Below are 24,457 nucleotides of genomic sequence, written 5' to 3' on the forward strand. Positions count from 1 at the left end.
TGGACATGACGTCAACGTCAAGGGCTGCCGTCAAGACCAGGCAACGCCCGGACGACCAGCACCGCACCGGGCCGGAGAGGGGCGCGGACATGCGGATCGGAGAGCTCGCCGAGCGAGCAGGCACCACCGCCCGCACCCTGCGGTACTACGCGGCACGCGAACTCCTGCATGCCGGCCGCACGGCCAACGGCCACCGCACCTACAGCGAAGCGGACCTCCGGCTGCTTCAGCAGATCAAGACGTGGCAGCGCTTCGGCTTCGAACTGGAGGAGACCCGGCCCTGGCGGGCCGCCCCACGATGCGCACTGTCCCCGGCCGGATCCTGACACGAGCCAGCCCCGGCCTCATTCGACCGCCGGCGCCCCAACCTGCTCAGTCAGCGCGGCGATGGCCTCCCCGAGAACCGCTTGTTCCGGAGCCGAAAGCCACCGCGCTGCGTGCACCATGTGCAGCGTCGTACGGAGCCGTTCCCGATCCTCCTCAGTACCCAGATCACCCAGATACGCGGGCAGGATCAATCCCAGCGCCTTGAGTTCGGCACGAGCGCACAACTTGGTCAGGAGACCCGCCAACAGCTCCACCGCGCCACGGTTTCCTGGTGCGTCGCCGGTTGCCGACGGAGCGGTCTCCCGCAGCCCCTCCGCGATCGCGAACCGGTTCCACACCCCGTAGTCGCCTTCGGGGACGTCCCGCACTCTTTCGGCCGCTCGCGCGTAGTACGCGTACGCGGCCGCACCGTCGCCCAGTTCCCGGTGCGCCCGCCCCATGTTCGCGTACAGCGACGCGTAGAACCCTCGAACGCGCTCGTCTCCCACCCGGTCTGCCCGGTCCAGGCATTCCTGATTCCACTGGAGCGTGTCCTCGGGGGTGGTCTGATGCCGCGCAAGGTAGTGGGCGGCAATACATGCCTCGTAGTCATCGACCGCGTCGTCCCACGCCAGCTGGAACAGCCGGCGCGCCTCCTCGCCCTCACCCCGCGCCTCGGCTTCCATTCCGCGTACGCAAAGCCGGACGACGTGATTGTCCGCGTCCACGGCCCCGCTCTTCTCAGCCCGTTTCACGTGAAACAAGCTCCTGCACCGGCATGACCAAGGTGGTGAAGCTGCCCTGGTCAGCGGAGCGCACCACGACCGGCTCGGTACCGGAAGCGATCTCCAGCAACACATCGGGCCCCACGCCGGCATCCAGCGCGGGTACGAGCACCGCCGGGTCGAAAGCGATACGGAGCGGCGGCCCCGTACAGACCGCTTCCACCGCGACCCGATCACCGCCGACCCCACTGACCACGACCTTCTGCTCACCGGCCCGCATCCTCATCACGGCGCCCTTCTCCCGCTCTGCGAACGCCTCACGCAGCACCGATCGATCCGTGATCACCCGATGCCGCACATCCCCCAGTCCGTCCAGCAGCAATCGGTAGTCGGGGAACTCCCCCTCTCGCCCCGCGAACTCGCGACGCTCCCCGCCCGCCCCGACCAGGCACCCACCGGCGCTGGTCACCTCGACCCGGACGTTCTGCTGCCTCAGGGCCCAGGCCGACAGGCCCGCCAGTTCCCCGGAGTCGACGAGGGCACGGCACTCGCCCCCACCAGCCGACTCCGCCCGCAGTGTTCGGATCGCCAAGCGGTACCGGTCCGTGGCGACCAACCGGACTTCGCCCTCACCCAGTTCGAGCAGGACGCATCCAAGGGCCGGGAAACGCGCCCGCTCCTCGGCCTCCGCGACCGCGGGTGCCACCTGCCGCACCGCACTGGCCAGTTCCGCGCCCCCGATGTCGGCCCACCCCCGCCCCCGGCCGCGCTCCGGCGCTACGTCCGGCAGCCCGCGCAGCAGGCCCTTCACGACCGCGTGCGCCGCATCCGCCGCCCGCCGCGTCCGTTCCAGATGGCCGCGGAGCACCGCACGGGCCTCCGTCTCGTCCCCGTCGAGCACCACCCTGGCGTCCACCAGCGGCAGCCCCGCCTCCCGCAGCCTGCGGAGCAGTACGGCGCGGTCTTCCTGCTCCGCGCCGTAGAACCGGTATCCGCTCGCCGGGTCCACCCTGATGGGACGAAGGAGCCCGCAGTCGTCGTAGAAGCGCAGGGCGCTCGGAGCCAGCCCCACCCGCCGCGCGAACGCTCCGATGCCCAACAGCTCATCGTTCTCGTCCATGCACGGAATCCTCGGGCTTCAAGCAACCTGAAGGTCAAAGCCGCCGCTCACGGCCGTGCCCCGGCCACCTGCTGCGAAGCGCCACCCTGCGGAGGAGTGCCACCGAGCCTGCGCCATACCCGGTCACGGAACAGCTCGTACTCGTCCCACCGCGGCGCAGGCCGCCCCGTGGGCCTCGCAACGATCCGGCCCTCGGACACCACCTCGCCCAACCGGAACTGCTCGTAGGTCAGGTCGATCTCGATGCCGCTGGGAAGCCGGTTCCACCAGTGGAAATTGCGCTGCTCAGCGCCGAGGTGGACCTCACCGACCACCAGGTCGCCACCGAACAGGTCGTTGACCACCAGGGACGTGATGTCGCAGTGCCCCAAGGCCGGGTTGTCCCCGGTCCAGCCGGCCCAAGCGAGATCGTCGGGGGAGCAGGTGTCGGCCGCCCAACTGGCGCGCACAGCTTCGGTGATGTCGGTAAGAGTCCAGGGATTCATGTGGCGGAGCCTCCCAGAGACCACTGACAGTGCAGGATCCCTCGTCGTGACAACCCACCAAACAGCCCACCGAGCAGCCCACCCAACAGCCCACTGAACCGCCCACCAAAAGGCCACCCCAAGCCGACCGAGGTGTACTCGGCCCCGCTCGCCCCCTCAGTCCCCCTCCGCAGGGCCCGTCGCGTGCGGCAGGAGAGGGAACAGGCGCGTGATCAGGGCGACCGGCAGGGCGCCTTCGGGGCGCGCGAGGGGCCGTTGTTCTCGGTCTTGGTAGGGGGCGAGGGCGCGCCGGATGGTGTCCGCAACGCGGCTCATCTCTTCGGGCGTCAGGTAGGTGATGGCGCTGAAGGCCTCGTCGTGGCGCCAATCCGACGGTGCGTGCTCCCGTTGTGCGAGCCATCGCTGCCAGCTCTCGTCTTCCAAGCCGCGGGCCAAGTCCCCGAACTGGCCTTCCACAAGCGCGTCGGGAGCCGAGTCGTGCCGCTTCAGGCGCCAGGGACGCGCCCGGCCCCCGCTGTGCGGAGCTTCCTCGATGTAGCCGTGACGGGCGAGCTGCCGCAGGTGGAACGAGCAGAGTCCGGAGCTGTGGCCCAGCCGGTCGGCGGCTTCGGTCGCCGTGACGGTGCCGACTTCGGCCAGCAGGTCCAGGAGCGCCGTGCGGACCTCGTGCTCGCGCAACGCGTCGCCGGCGCCCCGCGCCTGGCCGGTCCGGTGGTGAAGGTCATCTTCGGTCACTTTGCAAAGTCTGCTACTTTGCAAAGCCCCTGGCAAGCGGATCTTGCCGGGACGTCAGCCGCAGTGCCCCCGCGACAGACGTGGCGTGCGCAGAAAGGGAAACAGAGATGGGCGTTCGTCACGACCGGTCCCACCCCGCCGACCTGCGCGTCCGTGTGCAGGGTCACCCCGTCGACTCGTACCCGGCGCTGTCACCTGAGGCGGAACGCGGTTCGGTACGCCGCATAACGGTGGTGGGCGAGGAGGTTCTGAGCCGCCCCTGTCGAGAGGTGGCGGAGTTCGGGACTCCGGAACTCTCGGCCTTGATCGACGACATGTTCCTGACGATGTACGTGGCCGACGGCGCCGGCCTGGCCGCCAACCAGGTGGGCGTCGACCTGCGGTTGTTCGTGTACGACTGCCCGGACGACGACGGCATCCGGCACGTCGGCCACATCGTCAACCCGGTGCTGGACCTGCCAGGGCCCGGCAGCCGCCGGCTCGTGGACGCGCACGAGGGCTGCCTGTCCGTACCCGGTGCCACGATGCCGGTCCCGCGCACCGACCGTGCCGTAGTCCGGGGGTTCGACAAGGACGGGAAGCCTCTCGTCATCGAGGGCACGGGCTACTTCGCCCGGTGCCTCCAGCACGAGGCCGACCACCTCGTCGGCCACACCTACCTCGATCGTCTCTCCAAGCGGGACCGCAAGGACGCCTTGCGGCAAATGGAAGACCGGCGCGAAGAGGTCTTCGCACGACGTGCCAACAAGGCGGCCAGCGTGGGCCACTGAGCGCTCTCGTACAGCGGAAGACTTCCGGAATACCGCGCTCCATAAGGGAGTTCAGTGGGTGCCCCTCACAAGGCGGCGCCCTCCCGGGCACCGGCCGACCGTACCGGGGGGCGACGAAGGAAGGGTGAGACATGAAGTCCGTCATCCGGACGGCTGCCGGCGGCCCCGAAGTCCTCCGACTCGTCGAGCGTCCGTTGCCCGAGCCCGGTCCAGGCGAGGTACGGGTGCGTGTGCACGTCTCGGGCGTCAACCCCACCGACTGGCGCAGCCGCAGACGCGCGCTCCCGCCGGGCATGGGCGAGCAGGTGCCCCACCAGGACGGCGCGGGGGTCATCGACGCTGTAGGCCCGCAGGTCGACCCGGCGCGGGTCGGACAGCGGGTGTGGATCTGGGAAGCCGCGTGGGAGCGTCCCTGGGGCACGGCACAGCAGTACACGCTCGTTCCCGACCAGCACGCCGTCACCCTTCCCGACCATGCTCCGTTCGAGCTCGGCGCGGCCCTGGGCATCCCGGCCCTGACCGCCCACCGTGCGCTGACCGTTCACGACGGCGGCCCGGGGCGTATCGCGCCCGGCTCCCTCAGCGGTGTGACCGTTCTGGTGGCCGGTGGCGCCGGCGCGGTCGGCAACGCGGCCGTCCAGCTCGCCTGCTGGGCCGGGGCGCGCGCGGTGACCACGGTCAGCAGTGCCGCCAAGGCCACGCTGGCGCGCGCCGCCGGCGCTCACCGGGTGGTCGACTACCGCACGCAGGACGCTGCCACGGAGATCCTGGACTTCGCCCCCGCGGGCGTCGACATCGTCGTGGAGGTCGCACCGGGCACCAACGCCGCTCTCGACCTCGCGGTGACGGCCCAAGGGGCTGTGGTGGCCTACTACTCGGGTGGCGAGGAAGAGCGGTTGTCCATTCCGGTGCTTTCCTCGCTGTCGGCGAACCTGCGCTGGCAGAGCGTTTTCGTCTACACCGTGCCGCCTGCCGCGAAGCAGCAAGCGCTCACCGACGTCGCGGCGGCCGTGGACGCTGGCGCGCTGCGCGTGGGCGAGGAGGCCGGACTGCCGCTGCACCGCTTCACGCTGGAGCACACGGCTGACGCCCATGCCGCGTTGGAGCAGGGCCTCGTCGGCAAGGCCCTGATCGATATCCCGTAATGACGACACCGCCTGCCGGCCGCCTGGGCCTCCCGGCGCGCGACGCCTGCCCTGCCTTGGCGGGGGAGGCGTTCCTCACGTACGTCGAGACGGGCCGGTGACCTCCCAGGCCGCCTCGATCATCTGGAAGATCTCGTCCACCGCGGCGTCCGGGTCGGCTGCCTCGCGGGCCAGTGAAAAGGCGTCGACCGCGAACCTCGCGATGGCCCGGCCGGCCGTCGGGGTCCGGGGCGGGCCGGGGTCGGCGGCGATGGCGGCTGCCAGCGATTCCGCGTGGCGCAGCCGCATCGACTCCTCGTAGGCCCGCAGGGCGGATGAGGAGTCGATCATGTCCCAGATCGGAGCGGCGCCTTCCGCCGTGCAATGCCGTACCAGGGCGTGGATCTCGCGGCGCAGCGCGGGGATGAGCGGCTCGTGCGGCGCCCGGTCGGTGACCGCCTGGGTGAGACGGCGCTCGAAGTCCTGGTCCTGCTCGAAGACCAGGGCCTCTTTCGAGGCGAAGTGGGAGAAGAGCGTGGTGACGGCCACGTCGGCCTCGGCGGCCACGTCACGGATGCCCACGGCGTCGTAGCCGTGTTCCAGGAAAAGCCGCAGGGCTGCCTCCGCGATCTTCTGGCGGGTCGCGGCCTTCTTACGTTCACGGCGTCCGGGCGGCTCGGTCATAGCCTCACGCTATCAGCAACGAATCCGTACCAGTTCCAAAACACTAACAGTTAGTGCTACGGTCCGCGGCATGAAGAAAGTGAGCTTCGCCGAGTTCGGCGGCCCGGACGTTCTGCACCTCATCGACGCCGAAGAGCCCCACCCGGGCCCCGGCCAGATCCGCATCGCCGTGCGGGCGGCAGGCGTTAACCCCGTCGACTGGAGGATCCGCGAAGGCCAGGTCCTGGGCGCCCACCCGGTCCGGTTGCCCGCCGGCGTCGGGCTGGACGCCGCCGGGGTGGTGGACGAGGTCGGTGAGGGCGTCGAAGGGGTCGCGGTCGGCGACCACGTGTTCGGCGAAGGTTCGAACACCTATGCCGAGTTCGCCGTGCTGTCGGCCTGGGCCCGTATGCCCGGGAACATGACGTACGAAGAGGCTGCCGGGTACCCCTCCGTCACGGAGACCGCGCTGCGCGTCATCCGCGAGGTCGGTGTGCAGCCCGGGCAGACGCTGCTGGTCAGCGGGGCGTCCGGAGGAGTCGGATCGGCGGTGCTCCAGATCGCCCGCGACCGCGGCATCACGGTGATCGGCACGGCCGGAGCCGCAAACCAGGACTATCTACGGAGCCTGGGCGCCCTCGCCACCACCTACGGCCAGGGCTGGGTCGAGCGGGTGCGGCAGCTCGGCCGCGTCGACGCCGCCCTCGACCTCGCCGGCTCGGGCGTACTCCCCGAACTCGTCGAGCTGACCGGGGACCCGCACAAGGTGGTCTCCATCGCCGACCTCGGGGCGCCGGAGTTCGGTGTCCGGTTCTCCGGCGTGGCCGGGAGCGTACCGGAAGCACTCGCCGAGGCCGCCCGCCTCATCTCGCGGGGCAAGCTCCACATCCCCGTCGAGAAGACCTACACACTCGCCGACGCCCCGGCCGCCCACGCCGACAGCCAGGCCGGCCACGCGCGCGGGCGCCGCGTCATCGTCATCTGACACCGCTGCTGCGAGGCCGGCCGCCGACGTCGGGGCTCCGTCCGTGTCCCGCGGTGCGCAGTAGCGGCGACATGGCGGGAACGGCGGTCTCGCCTCCGCGCGAGGCTTTGTGTTGAATGACGCAACGATGGTCCGCGAGCGATGACGAGGTGACGCGATGCCTTTCGAGGGCGACTACGAACCGAGTCCGGTGCAGTGGGTGCGCGAACAGGTCGAGTTGTACGAGAACTCAGACGGTACGCAAGGGGGAACGCTTTGGGACACGGGCCTGCCCGTCGTCATTCTCACGACGCGCGGCGCGAAGAGCGGCAAGATTCGCAAGATTCCGTTGATGCGCGTGGAGCACGAGGGGCGGTACGCGGCCGTGGCCTCGAATGGCGGCTTCCCGCGTCACCCGGTCTGGTACTTCAACGTCTCTTCCGACCCGCACGTGGAACTCCAGGACGGGGCCGTACGCCGCTACATGACGGCCCGTGAGGTCACTGGGGGCGAGAAGGACCAGTGGTGGGAGCGCGCGGTCGCCGCGTTCCCGCCGTACGCCGAGTACCAGCAGAAGACCGACCGCGTGATCCCCGTGTTCGTACTGGAACCCGTGTAATTCGTACTGAAACTCGGGTAAGCGGCAGGGCCGGCCACTCTCACTTGACCTTGTCCCGGAATGCGAGGCCCTACAACATCGGCATCAGGTCTGTGCCATGTCCACAAACCGCGAATAGTGGCCTTGGAAAGCCACCGTGATGGTCGCCGTCGGGCCGTTACGGTGCTTTGCCACGATCAGGTCCGCCTCGCCCGCGCGCGGAGATTCCTTTTCGTAGGCGTCTTCGCGGTGCAGCAGGATCACCATGTCCGCGTCCTGCTCGATGGAGCCCGATTCACGCAGGTCCGAAACCATGGGCTTCTTGTCCGTGCGCTGCTCGGGGCCACGGTTCAGCTGCGACAGCGCGATGACCGGGAGTTCCAGTTCCTTGGCGAGCAGCTTGAGGTTACGGGACATGTCCGAGACCTCCTGCTGGCGGCTCTCGGCGCGCTTGGAGCCGCCGGACTGCATCAGCTGGAGGTAGTCGATGACCACCAGCTTCAGCTCGTTGCGCTGCTTGAGGCGGCGGCACTTGGCGCGGATCTCCATCATCGACAGGTTCGGCGAGTCGTCGATGTAGAGCGGCGCGGCGGACACGTCCGGCATCCGCCGGGCCAGCCGGGTCCAGTCCTCGTCCGTCATGGAGCCGGAGCGCATGTGGTGCAGGGCCACCCGCGCCTCGGCGGACAGCAGACGCATCGCGATCTCGTTGCGGCCCATTTCGAGCGAGAAGATCACGCTCGGCAGGTTGCTCTTGATGGAGCACGCGCGCGCGAAGTCCAGCGCGAGGGTGGACTTACCCATCGCCGGGCGGGCGGCGATGACGATCATCTGGCCGGGGTGCAGGCCGTTGGTCAGGGAGTCCAGGTCGGTGAAGCCGGTGGGTACGCCCGTCATCTGGCCCTGGCGGGAGCCGATCGCCTCGATCTCGTCGAGCGCGCCCTCCATGATGTCGCCGAGCGGGAGGTAGTCCTCGCTGGTGCGCTGCTCGGTGACGGCGTAGATCTCCGCCTGGGCGCTGTTGACGATCTCGTCGACGTCGCCGTCGGCGGCATACCCCATCTGCGTGATGCGGGTGCCGGCCTCGACGAGCCGGCGCAGTACGGCCCGCTCGTGGACGATCTCGGCGTAGTACTCCGCGTTCGCCGCGGTCGGAACGGACTGGACCAGGGTGTGCAGATACGACGCGCCGCCGACCCGCGCGATCTCGCCGCGCTTGGTCAGCTCGGCCGCGATCGTGATCGGGTCGGCCGGCTCACCCTTCGCGTACAGGTCGAGGATCGCCTGGTAGACCAGCTCGTGTGCCGGCCGGTAGAAGTCGTGGCCCTTGAGGACCTCGACGACGTCCGCGATGGCGTCCTTGGACAGCAGCATGCCGCCGAGCACGGACTGCTCGGCGTCCAGGTCCTGGGGCGGTACGCGCTCGAAGCCGCCGCCCGACCAGCCGCCTTCCTCGTCACCTCGGTCGTCACGGCCGCGCCCCTTGCCGTCGCCTCGGCGGGAGCGGGCGGCGGGCAGCCGGTCGCTGGGGCCGGCGTCCGCCCAGGGGTCCTCCACGGGCTCGGGCATGCTCACCCCGGCACCTCCTCCCGTCCGCGGCGCGGACCTTGCTGTGCTCTTCTTTCTTACGGCACAGCTCTGACAAACGAGACGCCCGACTCCGGTTACGGCGCGTGTACTTCGGATGGGTTCCGAGACCGGAACAGGGGCCAGGCGCCGGACTACGGTAGGCCCGGCGGCACCGTCCGCCAATCTGGTTATCCACAGGCCATGTGGACGATGGGCCCGTTCCTGTGGAGAAGTCCTCCGAACCTGTGCACCGCACGGGGGACAGCGCTGTGGACAAACACACAATCAGCCGATGGCGACCTACCTGACCTGCGGCTTTCTCATCCATAGCCTGTGGGGGAGAAAAACTTCCGCAACCTGTTCATGATCGGCCCATTCGCCACGGAGGAGAACGCTCCACCCGGCACGCGGTAAGGATCGCAATACGGTTGTGTCACTTACCTGTGGAAGATTAGATTGGCGGCATGACACAGGCCCCCGCGACGCCGCGGCGTACCGACCGCCGCCACGACCGCGAGATCATCTCACTCGCTCTCCCCGCGTTCGGCGCGCTCGTCGCGGAGCCCCTCTTCCTCATGGTCGACAGCGCCGTCATCGGCCACCTCGGCACCCGGCAGCTCGCCGGGCTCGGCGTCGCAGGACCGCTCCTGAGCACCGCGGTCGCGGTCTTCGTCTTCCTCGCATACGCCACCACCGCCGCCGTCGCCCGCCGGGTCGGCGCCGGCGACCTGCCCTCCGCCATCCGGCAGGGCATGGACGGCATCTGGCTCGCCCTCCTCCTGGGCGCCGCCGTCGTGGCCGTGGTCCTGCCGACCGCCCCCTGGCTCGTCGACGTCTTCGGCGCCTCCCGCACCGCCGCCCCGTACGCCGTCACCTACCTGCGCATCAGCGCCCTCGGCATCCCGGCGATGCTCATGGTGCTGGCGGCCACCGGCGTACTCCGCGGCCTCCAAGACACCAAGACGCCGCTGTACGTCGCCATCGGCGGCTTCTCCGTCAACGCGGCCCTGAACATCGGCCTGGTGTACGGCGCCGGGCTCGGCATCGCCGGTTCCGCCTGGGGCACCGTCGTCGCCCAGTGCGGCATGGCCGCCGTCTACCTGATCGTCGTGGTGCGGGGCGCCCGCCGGCATGGTGCCTCACTGCGCCCGGACATCGCCGGCATCCGCGCCAGCGCGCAGGCCGGTGTGCCGCTGCTGGTGCGTACGCTCTCGCTGCGTGCCGTCATGATGATCGCCACCGCTGTCGCGGCCCGCCTCGGAGACGCCGAGGTGGCCGCCCACCAGATCGTCATCACCCTGTGGTCGCTGCTGGCCTTCGCCCTGGACGCCATCGCCATCGCCGGACAGGCGATCATCGGACGCTACCTGGGCGCCGACGACGTGGCGGGCGCCAAGGCGGCCTGCCGCCGCATGGTGCAGTGGGGCATCGCCTCCGGGGTGGTGCTCGGCCTGCTCGTGGTGCTCGCGCGTCCGCTGTTCATGCCGCTGTTCACCGCCGACCCGGCCGTGAAGGACGTCCTGCTGCCCACGCTGCTGATCGTCGCCCTCACCCAACCGGTCTCCGGCATCGTCTTCGTTCTCGACGGCGTGCTCATGGGCGCGGGCGACGGCCCGTACCTCGCCTGGGCGATGCTCGTGACGCTGGCGCTCTTCGCCCCGGCCGCGCTCCTGGTACCGGCCGTCGGCGGCGGCCTGACCGCGCTCTGGTGGGCCATGGCCCTGATGATGACCGTGCGGATGCTGACATTGTGGGCACGTACCCGGTCGGGCCGCTGGATTGTGACCGGGGCCTCGCGTTGAAGGCACCCGAAACAACGGCCCCGTGTTGATAATGACCCTGTGCGCCCGCTTGCCAGGAAGTTCGTCCTGCCCCTGACGCTGACCGTCATCGGGGCAGGCGTCATAGTGGGCTACGCCTCCCTGGACGCCGATACCAGCAGTCGCGGCGGCAGCACCATCCGCAGCGGGTACGGCAAGGCAGGCGAGCCCGGCCAGGACCCCCAGGACCAGGACCCGTCCGCCACGGCCCCCGCCGACGACGGCAGCGCCTACACCCCGCGCAGCACCGAGCAGAACGCCCGGGTGGGCGCGATCTTCGAAAAGGACGACACCGGCGACCACTTCTGCACCGCCAGCGTCGTGCAGAGCCCCGGCCGGAACATGCTGATCACCGCCGCGCACTGCGCTTTCGACCCCGAGACCGGCAAGGCCGTGGACGACCTGGTCTTCGCCCCCGACTACCGCGACGGCCAGGAGCCGGCCGGCCTGTGGAAGGTCAGGAACGTCGTCGTCGACGACCGCTGGGCCAAGTCACAGGACGAGGACATGGATGTCGCCTTCCTCGTGCTGGACAGCAAGGACGGCAAGCAGATCCAGGACGTGCTGGGCGGCAACACCCTCGGCATCGACCCCGGCTTCGACAACGAGGTCAAGATCACCGGCTACCCCACCAGCAGTGAGACGCCGATCTCCTGCCACAACCGCACGACGCGGTTCAGCGACACGCAGATGCGCGTCGAGTGCACCGACTTCGCCGGCGGTACGAGCGGCAGTCCCTGGCTCGCCGACTACGACCCCAAGAGCCACACCGGGACCGTGATCGGCGTCCTGGGAGGCCACGAGGGCGGCGGCGACGAGGACGACGTCTCGTACGCCTCGTACTTCGGTGACGAGGTCGCCGATCTCTACAAGCGCGCCCAGGACGAGGGCGAGGGCTGAGCAGCCGGTACCGGACGGCGGCGCGCCCGTAACCCTCCAGGGCCGGAGCTCTGCTCACGGCCCGAGACGTACGCGAAAGGGCCGCACCCCGTTTCCGGAGTGCGGCCCTTCGGCGTGGTGCTACGACACTGCGATCAGGCGGCGACGACCTCGACGCCGACCTTCGCGACAACGTCGCTGTGCAGACGCACGGACACCTGGTGCGCGCCCAGGGTCTTGATCGGCGAGCCGAGCTCGACGCGGCGCTTGTCCACGTCGGGGCCACCGGCGGACTTGATCGCCGAGGCGACGTCGGCCGGCGTGACGGAGCCGAACAGGCGGCCGGCGTCACCGGCACGCACGGACAGCTTCACCTTGACGCCCTCAAGCTGGCCCTTGATCTCGTTGGCCTGCTCGACCGACGCGATCTCGCGGATCTTGCGACCGCGGCGGATCTGCTCGACGTCCTTCTCGCCACCCTTGGTCCAGCGGATCGCGAAACCGCGCGGGACCAGGTAGTTACGGGCGTAACCGTCGCGGACGTCAACGACGTCGCCGGCGGTGCCGAGGCCGGAGACCTCGTGGGTGAGGATGATCTTCATGAGTCGGTCACCCTTCCCTTATCGCGCGGTGGAGGTGTAGGGCAGCAGCGCCATCTCACGGCTGTTCTTCACGGCCGTGGCGACGTCACGCTGGTGCTGGGTGCAGTTGCCGGTCACCCGGCGGGCACGGATCTTGCCGCGGTCGGAAATGAACTTCCGCAGCAGGTTCGTGTCCTTGTAGTCGACGTAGGAGATCTTCTCCTTGCAGAACACGCAAACCTTCTTCTTAGGCTTGCGAGCAGGCGGCTTCGCCATTGTCTCTCTCCAGTGAGTTCAAGAAGTTTGTGCTGACGCCCTCGGGCCCCGGCCGTTTCGCGCTGTTTCACGTGAAACAGCGCGCGTACGGACCGGACCTAGAAGGGCGGCTCGTCCGAGTAGCCGCCGCCGGAGCCGCCGCCCCAGCCACCGCCGCCACCCTGCTGGCCGCCGCCTGCAGGGGCACCGGTCGCCCACGGGTCGTCGGCGGGAGCACCGCCGCCCTGGCCGCCGCCGGGGCCGCCGCCCCAGCCGCCGCCACCCTGGCCACCGCCCTGCGGGCCGCCGCCGAAGCCGCCGCCCTGGCCACCGCGGCCGGTGGTCTTGGTGACCTTGGCCGTGGCGTTCCGCAAGCTGGCGCCGACCTCGTCGACGTCGAGCTCGTAGACCGTGCGCTTGACGCCCTCGCGGTCCTCGTACGACCGCTGCTTGAGGCGGCCCTGCACGATCACGCGGGTGCCCCGGGTGAGGGACTCGGCGACGTTCTCCGCCGCCTGACGCCACACCGAGCAGGTCAGGAACAGGCTTTCGCCGTCCTTCCACTCGTTGGTCTGGCGGTCGAAGGTGCGGGGAGTGGACGCGACGCGGAACTTCGCGACCGCCGCACCGGACGGGGTGAAGCGCAGCTCGGGGTCGTCGACAAGATTGCCGACGACCGTGATGACGGTCTCGCCTGCCATTAGGGGAACCTCTCGGCGGGTGTGCTGCTGGCTGCTGGTGTTGCTGCTACTCGAACCCGGTTACCGCTGACGCTGATGCGTTCAGTGGGTCTCGGGACGGAGGACCTTGGTCCGGAGGACCGACTCGTTCAGGTTCATCTGACGGTCGAGTTCCTTGACGACCGCAGGCTCGGCCTGCAGGTCGATGACCGAGTAGATGCCCTCGGGCTTCTTGTTGATCTCGTACGAGAGACGACGACGGCCCCAGGTGTCGACCTTCTCGACCTTTCCGTTGCCCTCACGGACGACGGAGAGGAAGTTCTCGATCAGGGGAGAGACAGCGCGCTCTTCCAGATCGGGGTCGAGGATGACCATCACCTCGTAGTGACGCATGTAGAACCCACCTCCTTTGGACTCAGCGGCCACGGTCGTTCCGTGGCAGGAGGGTCATGATGCGTTCCGCACCCGGCCCGGCCAGGAGACCTGGACAGACATGGGCGCAGACCGTACACAGTACCTGCCTCCGGGCTTCCGGTTGAAATCCGGCCGCTGATCCCCCCAATCTGGAACACAACGGGTGTGAGCGGCGTTACAGTTCGCCGCCCTGTCTTCGGAGGTGCCGCATGGCACAAGCAGTCCGGCCGCAGCACGGCCTTCTCTCCCTTCTGAACAGCGACGGCAAGGCCCATCCCGTCGAGAACTCCCTTGTCGCCGTGACCCTGGTGCTCGGCGCCATCGCCTTCTTCACCGCCCACTTCCACCACCTCCACCTGGTGAGTTCCTGGACGGGACTGATCGGCATCGGCACCGGCGCATGGGGCCAGTTCATCTCCGCGACCACCGGGGAGCGCTTCTTGCTGATCATCGGCCTGGGCGCGGCGGCCGTCGGCTTCTTCCTCGGCATGGCGCACGGCGGCCTCTTCGGCGGGGTACTCGGCTAGGCGGCAGATCGGGCGCGGGACGCTCCACCCCCCTTCGCCCAAACGGGGTGCTCTCCTGTCGCAGTAGGCTTCGGCGCGAGAGCCGGAGCCCCGACCCTGGGGACAAACCTGCCGAGGAGCGCCCCGCATGAGCCTGACCCTGAGGACCATCAGCCGAGAGCAGCATCTGGCGTACATCCAGAGTCTGCCCTCGGCGAGCCACATGCAGGTCCCGGCCTGGGCCGATGTGAAGTCCGAATGGCGCTCGGAGAACCTGGGCTGGTTCGACGCGAGCGGTCAGCTGGTCGGCGCGGGCCTGGTCCTCTACCGCCAGCTGCCCAAGATCAAGCGGTACCTCGCCTACCTGCCCGAGGGCCCGGTCATCAACTGGTTCGCCCCGAACCTGGAGGACTGGCTGAAGCCGATGCTGGCGCACCTGAAGCAGCAGGGTGCCTTCTCGGTGAAGATGGGCCCGCCGGTGATCATCCGGCGCTGGGACTCCGCCGCGATCAAGTCCGGCATCCAGGACCCGGACGTCAAGCGCCTGCGCGACATCGAGGCCACCCACATCGAGCCGCGCGCCTTCGAGGTGTCCGACAAGCTGCGCCGGATGGGCTGGCAGCAGGGCGAGGACGGCGGGGCCGGCTTCGGGGACGTACAGCCCCGTTACGTCTTCCAGGTGCCGCTGGCGAACCGTTCACTGGAGGACGTCCACAAGGGCTTCAACCAACTGTGGCGCCGCAACATCAAGAAGGCCGAGAAGGCCGGCGTCGAGGTCGTCCAGGGCCGCTACGAGGACCTCGCCGAATGGCAGCGGCTGTACGAGATCACCGCGGTGCGCGACCGCTTCCGGCCGCGCCCGCTCGGCTACTTCCAGCGCATGTGGACGGCCCTCAACACCGAGGACCCCAACCGCATGCGGCTGTACTTCGCACGGCACAACGGCGTGAACCTCTCCGCCGCGACGATGCTGGTCGTCGGCGGCCACGTCTGGTACTCCTACGGTGCCTCGGACAACATCGGCCGCGAGCACCGGCCCTCCAACGCCATGCAGTGGCGGATGTTGCGCGACGCCTACGCGCTCGGCGCCACGGTCTACGACCTGCGCGGCATCAGCGACTCGCTGGACGAGAACGACCCGCTTTTCGGCCTCATCCAGTTCAAGGTGGGTACGGGCGGGCAGGCTGCCGAATACCTGGGCGAGTGGGACTTCCCGCTCAACAAGCTCCTGCACAAGGCTCTCGACATCTACATGTCGCGCCGCTGACCGTCACACCTCACGTTCGCCCCTCTGATTGACCGCAACGCAGCTACGAGAAAGGTTCCGGGCCCGGCCATGGCGCTCACTCTCTACGTCGACACCGCGCGCTGGCGGGCACACCAGCAGAACGTTCTCCAGCAGTTCCCAGGGCTCGTCCCGGTCTGCAAAGGCAACGGTTACGGCTTCGGCCACGAGCGCCTCGCCGAGGAGACGACCCGCTTCGGCGCCGATCTCCTCGCCGTGGGGACCACCTACGAAGCGGCCCGCATGAAGGACTACTTCAGCGGTGACCTGCTGGTCCTGACTCCGTTCCGGCACGGCGAGGAACCGGTTCCGCTGCCGGACCGCGCCATCCGGTCGGTCTCCTCGGTCGAGGGCGTGGGCGGCTTGGTGGGCGCCCGGGTGGTCATCGAGGTCATGAGCAGCATGAAGCGGCACGGTGTACTGCCGGAGGAGCTGCCGAAGCTGGCCGCCGCCATCGAGGACGTACGGCTGGAGGGCTTCGCCATCCACCTGCCGCTGGACCGCACCGACGGCTCCGACGCCGTGGAGGAGGTCATCGGGTGGATGGACCGGCTGCGGAACGCGCGCCTGCCGCTGCACACGATGTTCGTCAGCCACCTCAAGGCCGAGGAACTCGCCCGCTTGCAGCAGCAGTTCCCGCAGACTCGTTTCCGCGCGCGGATCGGTACGCGCCTGTGGCTCGGCGACCACGAGGCCACCGAGTATCGCGGCTCGGTCCTGGACGTCACGCGGGTCGGCAAGGGCGACCGCTTCGGCTACCGCCAGCAGAAGGCCGCCTCCGACGGCTACCTGGTGGTCGTGGCCGGCGGCACCTCGCACGGTGTCGGCCTGGAGTCCCCCAAGGCCCTGCACGGCGTGATGCCCCGCGCCAAGGGCGTGGCCCGCGCGGGCCTGGCGACCGTCAACCGCAACCTCTCGCCCTACGTGTGGGCCGGCAAGCAGCGGTGGTTCGCGGAGCCGCCGCACATGCAGGTCTCCATCCTCTTCGTGCCCGGGGACGCCCCCGAACCGCGGGTGGGCGAGGAACTGGTGGCGCACCTGCGGCACACCACGACGCAGTACGACCGCATCGTGGACCGCTGAGCCACGACCGCTCCGTGAAAGCCTCGGGCCCGGGGCCGCAGATCCGCTCTGCGGCCCCGGGCCCGTTCCGTGCGTCCGGCTACCGGCGTACCGAGTCCCGGGCCACTCCCCAGCGGAGATTCGCGGCCCCTTCGAATTGCATGGCGTGCCGCGGTACGCGTTGCGCGTGACCGAGTACGAAGACGTCCGGCGCGTGGTCCAGCAGGCCGCCCGACGGATCGTCTTCGCCGTCCTTGCGCACCACGTCCCGCTCCGGCAGCAGCACATCGCGTACGACCACGGCACACAGGTACAGCGTCCCCGCCAGGTGGAGCACGATCGCCAGCTGGTAGCCCTCCAGCGGCAGTCCCTGGTGCTTGTCTCCGTTGCCGGTGTAAGCGAGGTAGAGCCAGATCCCGAGGAAGTACATGACCTCGCACGCCTGCCAGATCAGGAAGTCGCGCCAGCGTGGCCGCGCCAGCGCGGCAAGCGGGATCAGCCACAGCACGTACTGCGGCGAATAGACCTTGTTGGTGACGATGAAGAGCGCGACGACGAGGAAGGCGAGCTGCGCGAACCGCGGCCGGCGCGGCGCGTAGAACGTCAGCAGCGCCAGTGCGCCGCACCCAAGAAGCATCAGCAGCGTCGCGTAGGTGTTGGCGTCCTCCAGCGGGCTGCCGGTGCGCTGGGAGATGAGCAGCCAGATCGAACCGAAGTCGATGGGCCGCTCCTGGCTGAAGGTGTAGAACTTCGCCCAGCCCTCCCGGATGTGGAAGCCGGAAGCATCGTGCGTGATCATCACCGGCACGTTGACCACCAGCCAAGCGGCCACTGCTCCGGCTACGGTCTTGCCGTACACCTGCCACCGTCCGGCACGCCAGCACAGGAGGAGCAGCGGCCCGAGCAGCAGCACCGGGTACAGCTTCGCGGCGGTTGCCAGCCCGATGAACACACCGGCCGCGAGGGGCCGGCAGCGCGACCATGTCAGCATCGCGACGGCGGTCAGCGCTACGGCGAGCAGGTCCCAGTTGATCGTCGCAGTGAGCGCGAGGGCGGGGGCGAGGGCAACGAGGAGACCGTCCCAGGGACGGCGCCGGTGCGTACGGGCCACGCACACGGCGAGTACCGCGGCGCAGGCCATCAGCATTCCGGCGTTGACCAGCCAGTAGATCTGCTCGCGGTCCTGGATGGATCCGCCGTGCGGAGTCATCCAGGAGGCGACCTCCATGAACACTCCGGTCAGCACCGGGTATTCGAGGTACTCCATGTCGCCGGGCAGCTTGTCGAAGTACGGGATGAGCCCGTCGGCGAAGCCACGTCCCGCGTACAGGTGCGGGATGTCGGAGTAGCAGGCGTGGGTGTACTGGCTGGTGGCGCCGAAGAACCAGCCGCTCTCGTAGCACGGGAGCTTCTGCACCATGCCGAGTGCGAACATGCCGATGGCGACCAGCGCGATGACACGTACCGGTGTCCACCAGCCGGTGCCGAAGAGCGCGCGCCGGCCCGCCGGCCCGCCGAACAGCTCGCTCCCGGCCGCCGCCACGTCGTCCCGCCTCGTCGGCCGTACGGGCTCGTCCTGTCGCACGCTCGTCATGCGCCCATCCTGCCGTACGGTCCTCGGCCGAACAGGGAGAAGCCCCCGGCCCGTATGTAGCGGGTCGGGGGCTTCTCCGTTTCACGTTTCACGTGAAACCGCCAGCGGTCAGTAGCGTCGTCCGCCCGACGCTCCACCACCGCCGGGGCCGTCGAAGATGCCGCCATCGGCGCCACCACCCGGGCCGCCGGTGCTCGGGTCGGGCGACGACGAACCGCCGCCGGTGTGTCCACCGGGCCCGCCACCGGTCTCGCCTCCGCCGGTCGCCCCGCCGTTCTGCTGGCAGGCGATGTCCCAGTCCGCGCACGTCTTGGTCGGCGTGGGGCTGGGGGTCGGGCTGGACGGTTTCGGCTTGGTGGGCGTGGGCTTCGGGCTGCTCGGCTGCGGAGACGGCGGGGCGGGTGTCGGGGACGGGCTCATGCCGTCGCCGTACACCTTCTGGCCGATCGGCGCGGGCTTCGGGAAGGGTTCGAGCTTCTGCCCCTTCATCGCCTGCGTCATGTACTCCGCCCAGATCCGGGCGGGGAAGGACGCGCCGTGGATCTTTTCCTCGCCGCCGACGCCGTACATCTTCAGGAATTCCTGCTGCTTGGCCTGGTCGTCCACCCGCCACATGCCGATCGTGGTGGCCAGCTGCTTCGTGTACCCGGCGAACCAGGCGGACTTGTTGTCGTCGGTGGTACCGGTCTTGCCGGCCGCCTCACGCCCGTCGGGCAGCTTCGCGGCCGTACCGGTGCCCTTCTCCACCACGGTCTTCAGGACATCCGTCACGTTGTCCGCGACCGCCGCGCTGAAGCCGGTCTTGGGCTTCTTGGTGTGCTCGTACTTGGTCTGGCCGTCCTTCTCGACGGACTCGACCGAGTACGGATCGTCCTGCTGGCCGCTGGCGGCGAAAGTGGCGTACGCGCCGGCGAGCCGGATCGCGCTCGGCGCCGAGGTGCCCAGCGAGTAGGTCGGCGTGGTCTTGGCCATGCTCTGGTCGTCGCGCAGGCCCGCGGCGATTGCCGCTTCCTTCACCTTGTCGCGGCCCACGTCCATGCCTAGCTGGATGTAGGGAGTGTTCACCGAGAACTGCATGGCGGTGCGGAGGGTGATCTTTCCGCGGTCCTCGTTGCCGTCGTTCGCTTGGTGCCACTCCTTTCCGTCCTTGTCGTGCCAGACGGTCCCGTCGTAGTTGAGCAGCTTCAGCTTGTTGTCGCCGTTGTAGATGCTGTTCGGTGAGACGCGGGTGCGCCGTTCGGGATTGCGCGGATCGCGCACACCGTCGCTCATGGCGGACGCCAGCACGAACGGCTTGAAGGTCGAGCCGACCTGGACACCGGTGTAGTCGGCGTTGTTCGTGTAGTGCTGGGTCGCGTCCTTGCCGCCGTAGATGGCGACGATCTTGCCGGTGCCCGGTTCGACCGAGGCGCCGCCGAACTGGACGTACTTGTCAACCTCGCGCTGGTCCGGCTTGATGTGCTCCTTGGTGACCTTGTCGACGGAGGCCGCGAGTTCGTTGACCTTCTTCTCGTCGAAGGTCGTGTGGATCTCGTAGCCGCCCATCTTCAACATGGAGTCGGTGATACTGGTGTTCGCCGTGATGTAGTTGTTGGCGAGGTCGACGAGGTAGCCCTTCTGGCCGCGGAGGTCCATGGCCTTCTTGGGCTTCTTGGGCATCGGGAAGTCCTTGATCTGGTCCCGCTCCGCCTTGCTCATCCGCTTGACCTCGACCTCGCGGTCCAGCGTCCACTTCCACCGTGCCTCGGCCCGCTTGAGGTTCGCGCCCTTGGTCTCCGTCGTGATGTACGGGTCGTAGAGGTTGGGGCCGTTGAGCAGCGCGGCCAGGAAGGCGCTCTCGCTCGGCGTGAGCTTGTCGCAGTCCTTGCCGTAGTACGCCCGGGACGCCGCCTGGATGCCGTACGCGCCTCGCCCGTAATACGCGGTGTTGAGGTAGCCGGCCAGGATCGTGGGCTTCTTCTCCTTGATGCCCACCTTCACCGAGATGAACAGCTCGGTGAGCTTGCGCTTGAGGGTCTGCGACTGGTCGAGGTAAGTGTTCTTCACGTACTGCTGGGTGATGGTCGACCCACTCTGGGTCTCACCGCCCTTGGCCATGTTGAAGACCGCGCGGGCGATGCCCATCGGGTCCACGCCCGAGTCCTCGTAGAACGAGGCGTTCTCGGCGGAGATCACCGCGTTCTGCATGGACTTGGGGATCGAGGTGATCGGCACGATCTGGCGGTTGAGGTCACCACCACCGGCGACGACCATCGGCTTGCCGTTGGACCAGTAGTAGACGTTCTTCTGCAGCTTCGACGCCTTCTGCGCATCCGGGATGTCCACGTAGGCGAGCGCGAGGCCGGCCGCGCCGACGATCACTGCGATGAAGCCGATGCAGGTACTGAGGACCTGCTTCCACGAGGGCACGAACCGGCGCCAACCGACCTTGCCCGCACGCGGATAGTCTATGAACCGCTTCTTTGCGGGCCCGCCTGCTCCCCGGCCCCGCCCACGGCCGCCCTCGCTGCCGCCGCCACCGGTGCGCCGGCCGCCGCCGCGCCCGCCACGGCCACTGCCGGAAGCCATCTCGGCCGTATCGGACGCACGTCGTCGGCCACCGCGTTGAGCGGCGCGCCGGGCCTCGGCTCTACCGCCGGCCGGCCGTTCCTGCCCGTACGCTCCGGACTCGGCGTTCGGACCGGGGGCAGGGGCGGAGCCGCGGGAGGGCGCAGCGCGACGCCCGGATGATTGCTGTGCGGCTCGTCGGGCCGCAGCACGTCCGCCGCCCTGCGGCTGGGGCGGTTTGCGACGGTGCTCGCTCATGGAACGAATACTCCTCGGGCAGGCGCGCGATCTATCTCGTCGCCTGAAGGCGGCAGTTGGCTTCAGGTCCCCCCGACGTACGGCACCCATATGGCTCATGGGGTCGCACTACACCGAGGACGGGGACGTCAGTCATCGCCCCTCGGTTCCCGGCAGTTTGCATGCCGCACAGACTACGCAGGGCCAAAACCTGCCCACTGTTGAAATTCACTCCAAATCAGTCAGGTTGGGTAGAACGAATCAGTGATGTGACGGCGTTCACCGTCCCCCCTCTTGTTCCTCTCGAATGGCCGATCTATCGTCTGGATGTATCGAATCGATACATCAGCTCGGCATAAAGAACGCACGAGGCCAAGGAGGCGGACATGAGCAGGCGGTCCGGCATCCTTGAGTTCGCCGTCCTCGGACTGCTCCGCGAGTCCCCCATGCACGGCTACGAGCTGCGCAAACGGCTCAACACCTCGCTGGGGGTCTTCCGTGCGTTCAGCTACGGCACCCTCTACCCCTGTCTCAAGGCGCTGGTCGCCAACGGCTGGCTGACCGAGGAGACGGGTGGTTCGCCGGAGGCCACGCCCGCGTCCCTCACCGGCCGCCGGGCGAAGATCGTCTACCGGCTGACGGCCGAGGGGAAGGGCCACTTCGAGGAGCTGCTCGCGCACTCCGGGCCGGATGCGTGGGAGGACGAGCACTTCGGCGTCCGCTTCGCCTTCTTCGGGCAGACCTCGCGCGACGTACGGATGCGGGTACTGGAAGGCCGCCGCAGCCGGCTGGAGGAGCGCCTGGAGAAGATGCGCACCTCCTTGGCACGCACGCGCGAGCGGCTGGACGACTACACCCTCGAACTGCAGCGGCACGGCATGGAATCCGTCGAACGCGAGGTCCGGTGGCTCAACGAGCTGATCGAGAGTGAACGCGCCGGACGCGATCAACGCGCCGCGGACCCCGCCGAGCGGGACCAGAAGGACACGTCAGGAGATACGGGCGGCCTGCCCCGGCGTCGGGGTGGTTCCCGGCCGGATCCGTCCGATGACACCACCACATGAGGCACCGCACTCCGCGGGGCCTTGTCGAGAACACAGGGAGCAACCGGAATGGGTTCGGTTCGCGTAGCCATCGTCGGCGTGGGCAACTGCGCCGCCTCGCTGGTACAAGGCGTCGAGTACTACAAGGACGCAGACCCGGACAGCCGCGTGCCCGGTCTCATGCACGTGCAGTTCGGCGATTACCACGTGCGTGACATCGAGTTCGTGGCCGCTTTCGACGTCGACGCCAAGAAGGTCGGCCTCGATCTGGCGGACGCCATCGGTGCCAGCGAGAACAACACCATCAAGATCTGCGACGTGCCGCACTCCGGTGTGACCGTCCAGCGCGGCCACACCCTCGACGGCCTCGGCAAGTACTACCGCCAGACCATCGAGGAGTCCGCGGAGACCCCGGCGGACATCGTCCAGGTCCTCAAGGACAAGCAGGTCGACGTCCTGGTCTGCTACCTGCCGGTCGGCTCCGAGGACGCCGCGAAGTACTACGCCCAGTGCGCCATCGACGCCAAGGTCGCCTTCGTCAACGCCCTGCCGGTCTTCATCGCGGGCACCAAGGAGTGGGCGGACAAGTTCACCGAAGCCGGTGTCCCGATCGTCGGTGACGACATCAAGTCCCAGGTCGGCGCCACCATCACGCACCGCGTGATGGCCAAGCTCTTCGAGGACCGGGGCGTCGTCCTGGACCGCACGATGCAGCTGAACGTCGGCGGCAACATGGACTTCAAGAACATGCTGGAGCGTGACCGCCTGGAGTCCAAGAAGATCTCCAAGACCCAGGCCGTCACCTCGCAGATCCGCGACCGCGAGCTGGGCGAGGACAACGTCCACATCGGCCCGTCGGACTACGTGGCCTGGCTGGACGACCGCAAGTGGGCGTACGTACGTCTGGAGGGCCGCGCCTTCGGTGACGTCCCGCTGAACCTGGAGTACAAGCTGGAGGTCTGGGACTCCCCGAACTCCGCGGGTGTCATCATCGACGCCCTGCGCGCCGCGAAGATCGCCAAGGACCGCGGCATCGGCGGCCCGGTGCTCTCCGCGTCCTCCTACTTCATGAAGTCGCCGCCGGTTCAGTACTTCGACGACGAGGCGCACGCGAACGTCGAGAAGTTCATCAAGGGTGAGGTCGAGCGCTAAGCAGCGCGCCGTACCGGTTCACAGCAGGCCCCCTGGCAATACCGCCCGGGGGCCTGTGCCCTGTGTGAGGCTGGGCCTCATGCCCGTTGTGCGTGATCTCCGCGTACTGCTCCAGCTGCGCGACTTCCGCTCCCTGCTGGCCGTACGACTGCTCTCCCAGGCCGCCGACGGCGCCTATCAGGTCGCGCTCGCCGCGTACGTCGTCTTCTCCCCCGAGAAGCAGGCGTCGCCCGCGGCCATCGCTTCCGCCATGGCGGTTCTCCTACTCCCGTACTCGCTCCTCGGCCCTTTCGCCGGCGTGCTCCTCGACCGCTGGAGGCGTCGGCAGGTCCTGCTCCACGGCAACCTGCTGCGCGCCGTGCTCGCCGTCGGCACCGCGGCTCTGATCACCGCCCGGGCCCCCGACTGGCTCTTCTACGCCTCCGCCCTGTGCGTCATGGCCGTCAACCGCTTCGTGCTGGCGGGCCTCTCGGCCTCTCTGCCCCGTGTGGTGGCCGGCACCGAGCGGCTGGTCACGGCCAACTCCCTTTCACCGACGGCAGGCACGCTCGCGGCCACCGCGGGTGGCGTACTCGCTTTCGCCGTCCGGCTGGCAGGCGTGGAGTCGAACAGCGTCGTCGTACTGCTGGCTGCGGCCCTGTACCTATGCTCCGCCGGTGTTTCCCTGCGGATGGCTCCAGGCCTGCTCGGCCCCGAACCGGAACACCTTCAACCGCAGGTGGGCGCCGCCCTCATGAGCACCACGCGCGGCCTGGTGGCGGGTCTGCGCCACCTCGCACAGCGCCGCACCGCGACCGCCGCGCTGGCCGGGATGGCCGTCATGCGTTTTTGCTACGGAGCGCTGACGGTGATGGTGCTGATGCTGTGCCGGTACACATGGACGGACAGCGAATCGGACGGGCTGGCGCTGCTCGGTATCGCCGTCGGCGTTTCGGGGGCGGGCTTCTTCGCGGCCGCGCTCCTCACACCGTCAGCCGTGGCACGGTTCACACCCCTGGGCTGGATGGCGTGCTGTGCGGGCCTGTCGGCGGTGCTGGCTCCGGGCTTGGGCCTCACGTTCGCGTACGGCCCTTTGCTGGCGGCTGCCTTCGTACTCGCCCTCAGCACCCAGTCGGTCAAGATCTCCACGGACACGGTGGTGCAGTCCTCGGTGGACGACGCCTTCCGGGGCCGCGTCTTCGCTGTCTACGACATGCTCTTCAACGTCGCCTATGTCAGCGCCGCTGCCGTGTCGGCCCTGATGCTGCCACCAGGCGGCAAGTCCAGCGCCCTCGTCCTCGTCATGGCTCTTCTCTATACGGCGACCGCAGTGGCGCTGGCTCGCCGCGCAGGGCGGTAAGCGT

The 24,457-nt window shown here is 68.8% G+C and carries 24 protein-coding genes and 1 pseudogene; 13 read left to right on the top strand and 12 right to left on the bottom strand.

Annotated features, from left to right (window positions below):
* Positions 1-89: 89 nt before the first annotated feature.
* Positions 90-320: pseudogene (locus ACH4K4_RS05740) on the top strand (MerR family transcriptional regulator); the annotation flags it as partial.
* 24 nt (positions 321-344) lie between these two features.
* Here the strand turns inward: ACH4K4_RS05740 and ACH4K4_RS05745 are convergent.
* The 4 genes from ACH4K4_RS05745 to ACH4K4_RS05760 form a co-directional block, all read right to left on the bottom strand.
* Positions 345-1,034 carry a hypothetical protein gene (locus ACH4K4_RS05745; protein WP_398165052.1) on the bottom strand — a complete coding sequence of 230 codons (690 nt, stop codon included), beginning with the start codon at positions 1,032-1,034 and terminating at the stop codon, positions 345-347.
* 13 nt (positions 1,035-1,047) lie between these two features.
* The gene (locus ACH4K4_RS05750; RefSeq protein WP_398165054.1) at positions 1,048-2,151 is read right to left on the bottom strand and encodes a MerR family transcriptional regulator; all 1,104 of its coding nucleotides are present in this window, start codon (positions 2,149-2,151) and stop codon (positions 1,048-1,050) included.
* Positions 2,152-2,198: 47 nt separating this feature from the next.
* Positions 2,199-2,636 (bottom strand): hypothetical protein, encoded by a 438-nt coding sequence (locus tag ACH4K4_RS05755; RefSeq protein ID WP_398165055.1) that lies wholly within the window; start codon positions 2,634-2,636, stop codon positions 2,199-2,201.
* A 156-nt stretch (positions 2,637-2,792) separates the two neighbouring features.
* The gene (locus tag ACH4K4_RS05760) at positions 2,793-3,371 is read right to left on the bottom strand and encodes a winged helix-turn-helix domain-containing protein (RefSeq protein ID WP_398165056.1); all 579 of its coding nucleotides are present in this window, start codon (positions 3,369-3,371) and stop codon (positions 2,793-2,795) included.
* Between the two features lie 107 nt (positions 3,372-3,478).
* Between ACH4K4_RS05760 and def the strand changes: the two genes are divergently transcribed.
* Both def and ACH4K4_RS05770 read left to right on the top strand, forming a co-directional pair.
* Positions 3,479-4,141, top strand: a complete 663-nt coding sequence (def, locus tag ACH4K4_RS05765; protein WP_398165057.1) for a peptide deformylase — start codon at positions 3,479-3,481, stop codon at positions 4,139-4,141.
* Positions 4,142-4,272: 131 nt separating this feature from the next.
* Positions 4,273-5,286 (top strand): NADPH:quinone reductase, encoded by a 1,014-nt coding sequence (locus ACH4K4_RS05770; protein WP_398165059.1) that lies wholly within the window; start codon positions 4,273-4,275, stop codon positions 5,284-5,286.
* 75 nt (positions 5,287-5,361) lie between these two features.
* Here the strand turns inward: ACH4K4_RS05770 and ACH4K4_RS05775 are convergent, their stop codons facing one another.
* Positions 5,362-5,949 (bottom strand): TetR/AcrR family transcriptional regulator, encoded by a 588-nt coding sequence (locus ACH4K4_RS05775; RefSeq protein ID WP_398165061.1) that lies wholly within the window; start codon positions 5,947-5,949, stop codon positions 5,362-5,364.
* A gap of 70 nt (positions 5,950-6,019) precedes the next feature.
* Here ACH4K4_RS05775 and ACH4K4_RS05780 point away from each other — a divergent pair, with 70 nt between their 5' ends.
* Positions 6,020-6,913 (top strand): NADP-dependent oxidoreductase, encoded by an 894-nt coding sequence (locus tag ACH4K4_RS05780; protein ID WP_398165062.1) that lies wholly within the window; start codon positions 6,020-6,022, stop codon positions 6,911-6,913.
* A 157-nt stretch (positions 6,914-7,070) separates the two neighbouring features.
* On the top strand, positions 7,071-7,511 hold the full coding sequence (locus ACH4K4_RS05785; protein WP_398165064.1) for a nitroreductase family deazaflavin-dependent oxidoreductase: 441 nt from the start codon (positions 7,071-7,073) through the stop codon (positions 7,509-7,511).
* Between the two features lie 84 nt (positions 7,512-7,595).
* Here ACH4K4_RS05785 and dnaB read toward each other — a convergent pair whose 3' ends face one another.
* Positions 7,596-9,059, bottom strand: coding sequence for a replicative DNA helicase (dnaB, locus tag ACH4K4_RS05790; RefSeq protein WP_398165065.1), 1,464 nt, complete (start codon positions 9,057-9,059; stop codon positions 7,596-7,598).
* 464 nt (positions 9,060-9,523) lie between these two features.
* Between dnaB and ACH4K4_RS05795 the strand changes: the two genes are divergently transcribed.
* Entirely contained in the window at positions 9,524-10,861 is a 1,338-nt protein-coding gene (locus ACH4K4_RS05795; protein WP_398165066.1) for an MATE family efflux transporter, read from the top strand.
* A 39-nt stretch (positions 10,862-10,900) separates the two neighbouring features.
* A complete protein-coding gene (locus ACH4K4_RS05800) occupies positions 10,901-11,779 on the top strand; it encodes a trypsin-like serine peptidase (protein WP_398165068.1) in 879 nt (292 codons plus the stop codon).
* A 134-nt stretch (positions 11,780-11,913) separates the two neighbouring features.
* Here ACH4K4_RS05800 and rplI read toward each other — a convergent pair whose 3' ends face one another.
* The 4 genes from rplI to rpsF all read right to left on the bottom strand — a co-directional run bounded on the left by rplI (position 11,914) and on the right by rpsF (position 13,667).
* Positions 11,914-12,360: a 50S ribosomal protein L9 gene (gene rplI / locus ACH4K4_RS05805; RefSeq protein WP_360125336.1), complete on the bottom strand. Its 447-nt coding sequence runs from the start codon at positions 12,358-12,360 to the stop codon at positions 11,914-11,916.
* 18 nt (positions 12,361-12,378) lie between these two features.
* A complete protein-coding gene (gene rpsR, locus ACH4K4_RS05810) occupies positions 12,379-12,615 on the bottom strand; it encodes a 30S ribosomal protein S18 (RefSeq protein WP_003978893.1) in 237 nt (78 codons plus the stop codon).
* Between the two features lie 98 nt (positions 12,616-12,713).
* Positions 12,714-13,295: a single-stranded DNA-binding protein gene (locus ACH4K4_RS05815; RefSeq protein ID WP_398165069.1), complete on the bottom strand. Its 582-nt coding sequence runs from the start codon at positions 13,293-13,295 to the stop codon at positions 12,714-12,716.
* A gap of 81 nt (positions 13,296-13,376) precedes the next feature.
* A complete protein-coding gene (gene rpsF, locus ACH4K4_RS05820) occupies positions 13,377-13,667 on the bottom strand; it encodes a 30S ribosomal protein S6 (RefSeq protein ID WP_003978891.1) in 291 nt (96 codons plus the stop codon).
* 230 nt (positions 13,668-13,897) lie between these two features.
* Here rpsF and ACH4K4_RS05825 point away from each other — a divergent pair, with 230 nt between their 5' ends.
* From ACH4K4_RS05825 to ACH4K4_RS05835, 3 genes are all read left to right on the top strand, one after another.
* Positions 13,898-14,215, top strand: a complete 318-nt coding sequence (locus ACH4K4_RS05825; protein WP_398165071.1) for a hypothetical protein — start codon at positions 13,898-13,900, stop codon at positions 14,213-14,215.
* Between the two features lie 127 nt (positions 14,216-14,342).
* A complete protein-coding gene (locus ACH4K4_RS05830; protein ID WP_398165072.1) occupies positions 14,343-15,461 on the top strand; it encodes a lipid II:glycine glycyltransferase FemX in 1,119 nt (372 codons plus the stop codon).
* A 69-nt stretch (positions 15,462-15,530) separates the two neighbouring features.
* Positions 15,531-16,562: an alanine racemase gene (locus ACH4K4_RS05835; protein WP_398165073.1), complete on the top strand. Its 1,032-nt coding sequence runs from the start codon at positions 15,531-15,533 to the stop codon at positions 16,560-16,562.
* Between the two features lie 79 nt (positions 16,563-16,641).
* On the opposite strand, the gene ACH4K4_RS05840 is transcribed toward ACH4K4_RS05835, so the two are convergent.
* Together ACH4K4_RS05840 and ACH4K4_RS05845 are read right to left on the bottom strand one after the other, a co-directional pair.
* A complete protein-coding gene (locus tag ACH4K4_RS05840; protein WP_398165075.1) occupies positions 16,642-18,135 on the bottom strand; it encodes a glycosyltransferase family 87 protein in 1,494 nt (497 codons plus the stop codon).
* Between the two features lie 108 nt (positions 18,136-18,243).
* The gene (locus ACH4K4_RS05845) at positions 18,244-20,940 is read right to left on the bottom strand and encodes a transglycosylase domain-containing protein (protein WP_398165076.1); all 2,697 of its coding nucleotides are present in this window, start codon (positions 20,938-20,940) and stop codon (positions 18,244-18,246) included.
* A 365-nt stretch (positions 20,941-21,305) separates the two neighbouring features.
* On the opposite strand from ACH4K4_RS05845, the gene ACH4K4_RS05850 reads away from it, so the two are divergent.
* The 3 genes from ACH4K4_RS05850 (at position 21,306) to ACH4K4_RS05860 (ending at position 24,453) form a co-directional block, all read left to right on the top strand.
* Positions 21,306-21,983, top strand: coding sequence for a helix-turn-helix transcriptional regulator (locus ACH4K4_RS05850; RefSeq protein WP_398165077.1), 678 nt, complete (start codon positions 21,306-21,308; stop codon positions 21,981-21,983).
* 48 nt (positions 21,984-22,031) lie between these two features.
* Complete coding sequence (locus tag ACH4K4_RS05855; RefSeq protein ID WP_360125351.1) at positions 22,032-23,114, top strand: inositol-3-phosphate synthase; 1,083 nt, start codon at positions 22,032-22,034, stop codon at positions 23,112-23,114.
* A 79-nt stretch (positions 23,115-23,193) separates the two neighbouring features.
* Positions 23,194-24,453 (top strand): MFS transporter, encoded by a 1,260-nt coding sequence (locus tag ACH4K4_RS05860; RefSeq protein ID WP_398165078.1) that lies wholly within the window; start codon positions 23,194-23,196, stop codon positions 24,451-24,453.
* Positions 24,454-24,457: the final 4 nt, after the last annotated feature.

The organism is Streptomyces sp. NPDC017529, from assembly GCF_044329785.1.
GTDB lineage: Bacteria > Actinomycetota > Actinomycetes > Streptomycetales > Streptomycetaceae > Streptomyces.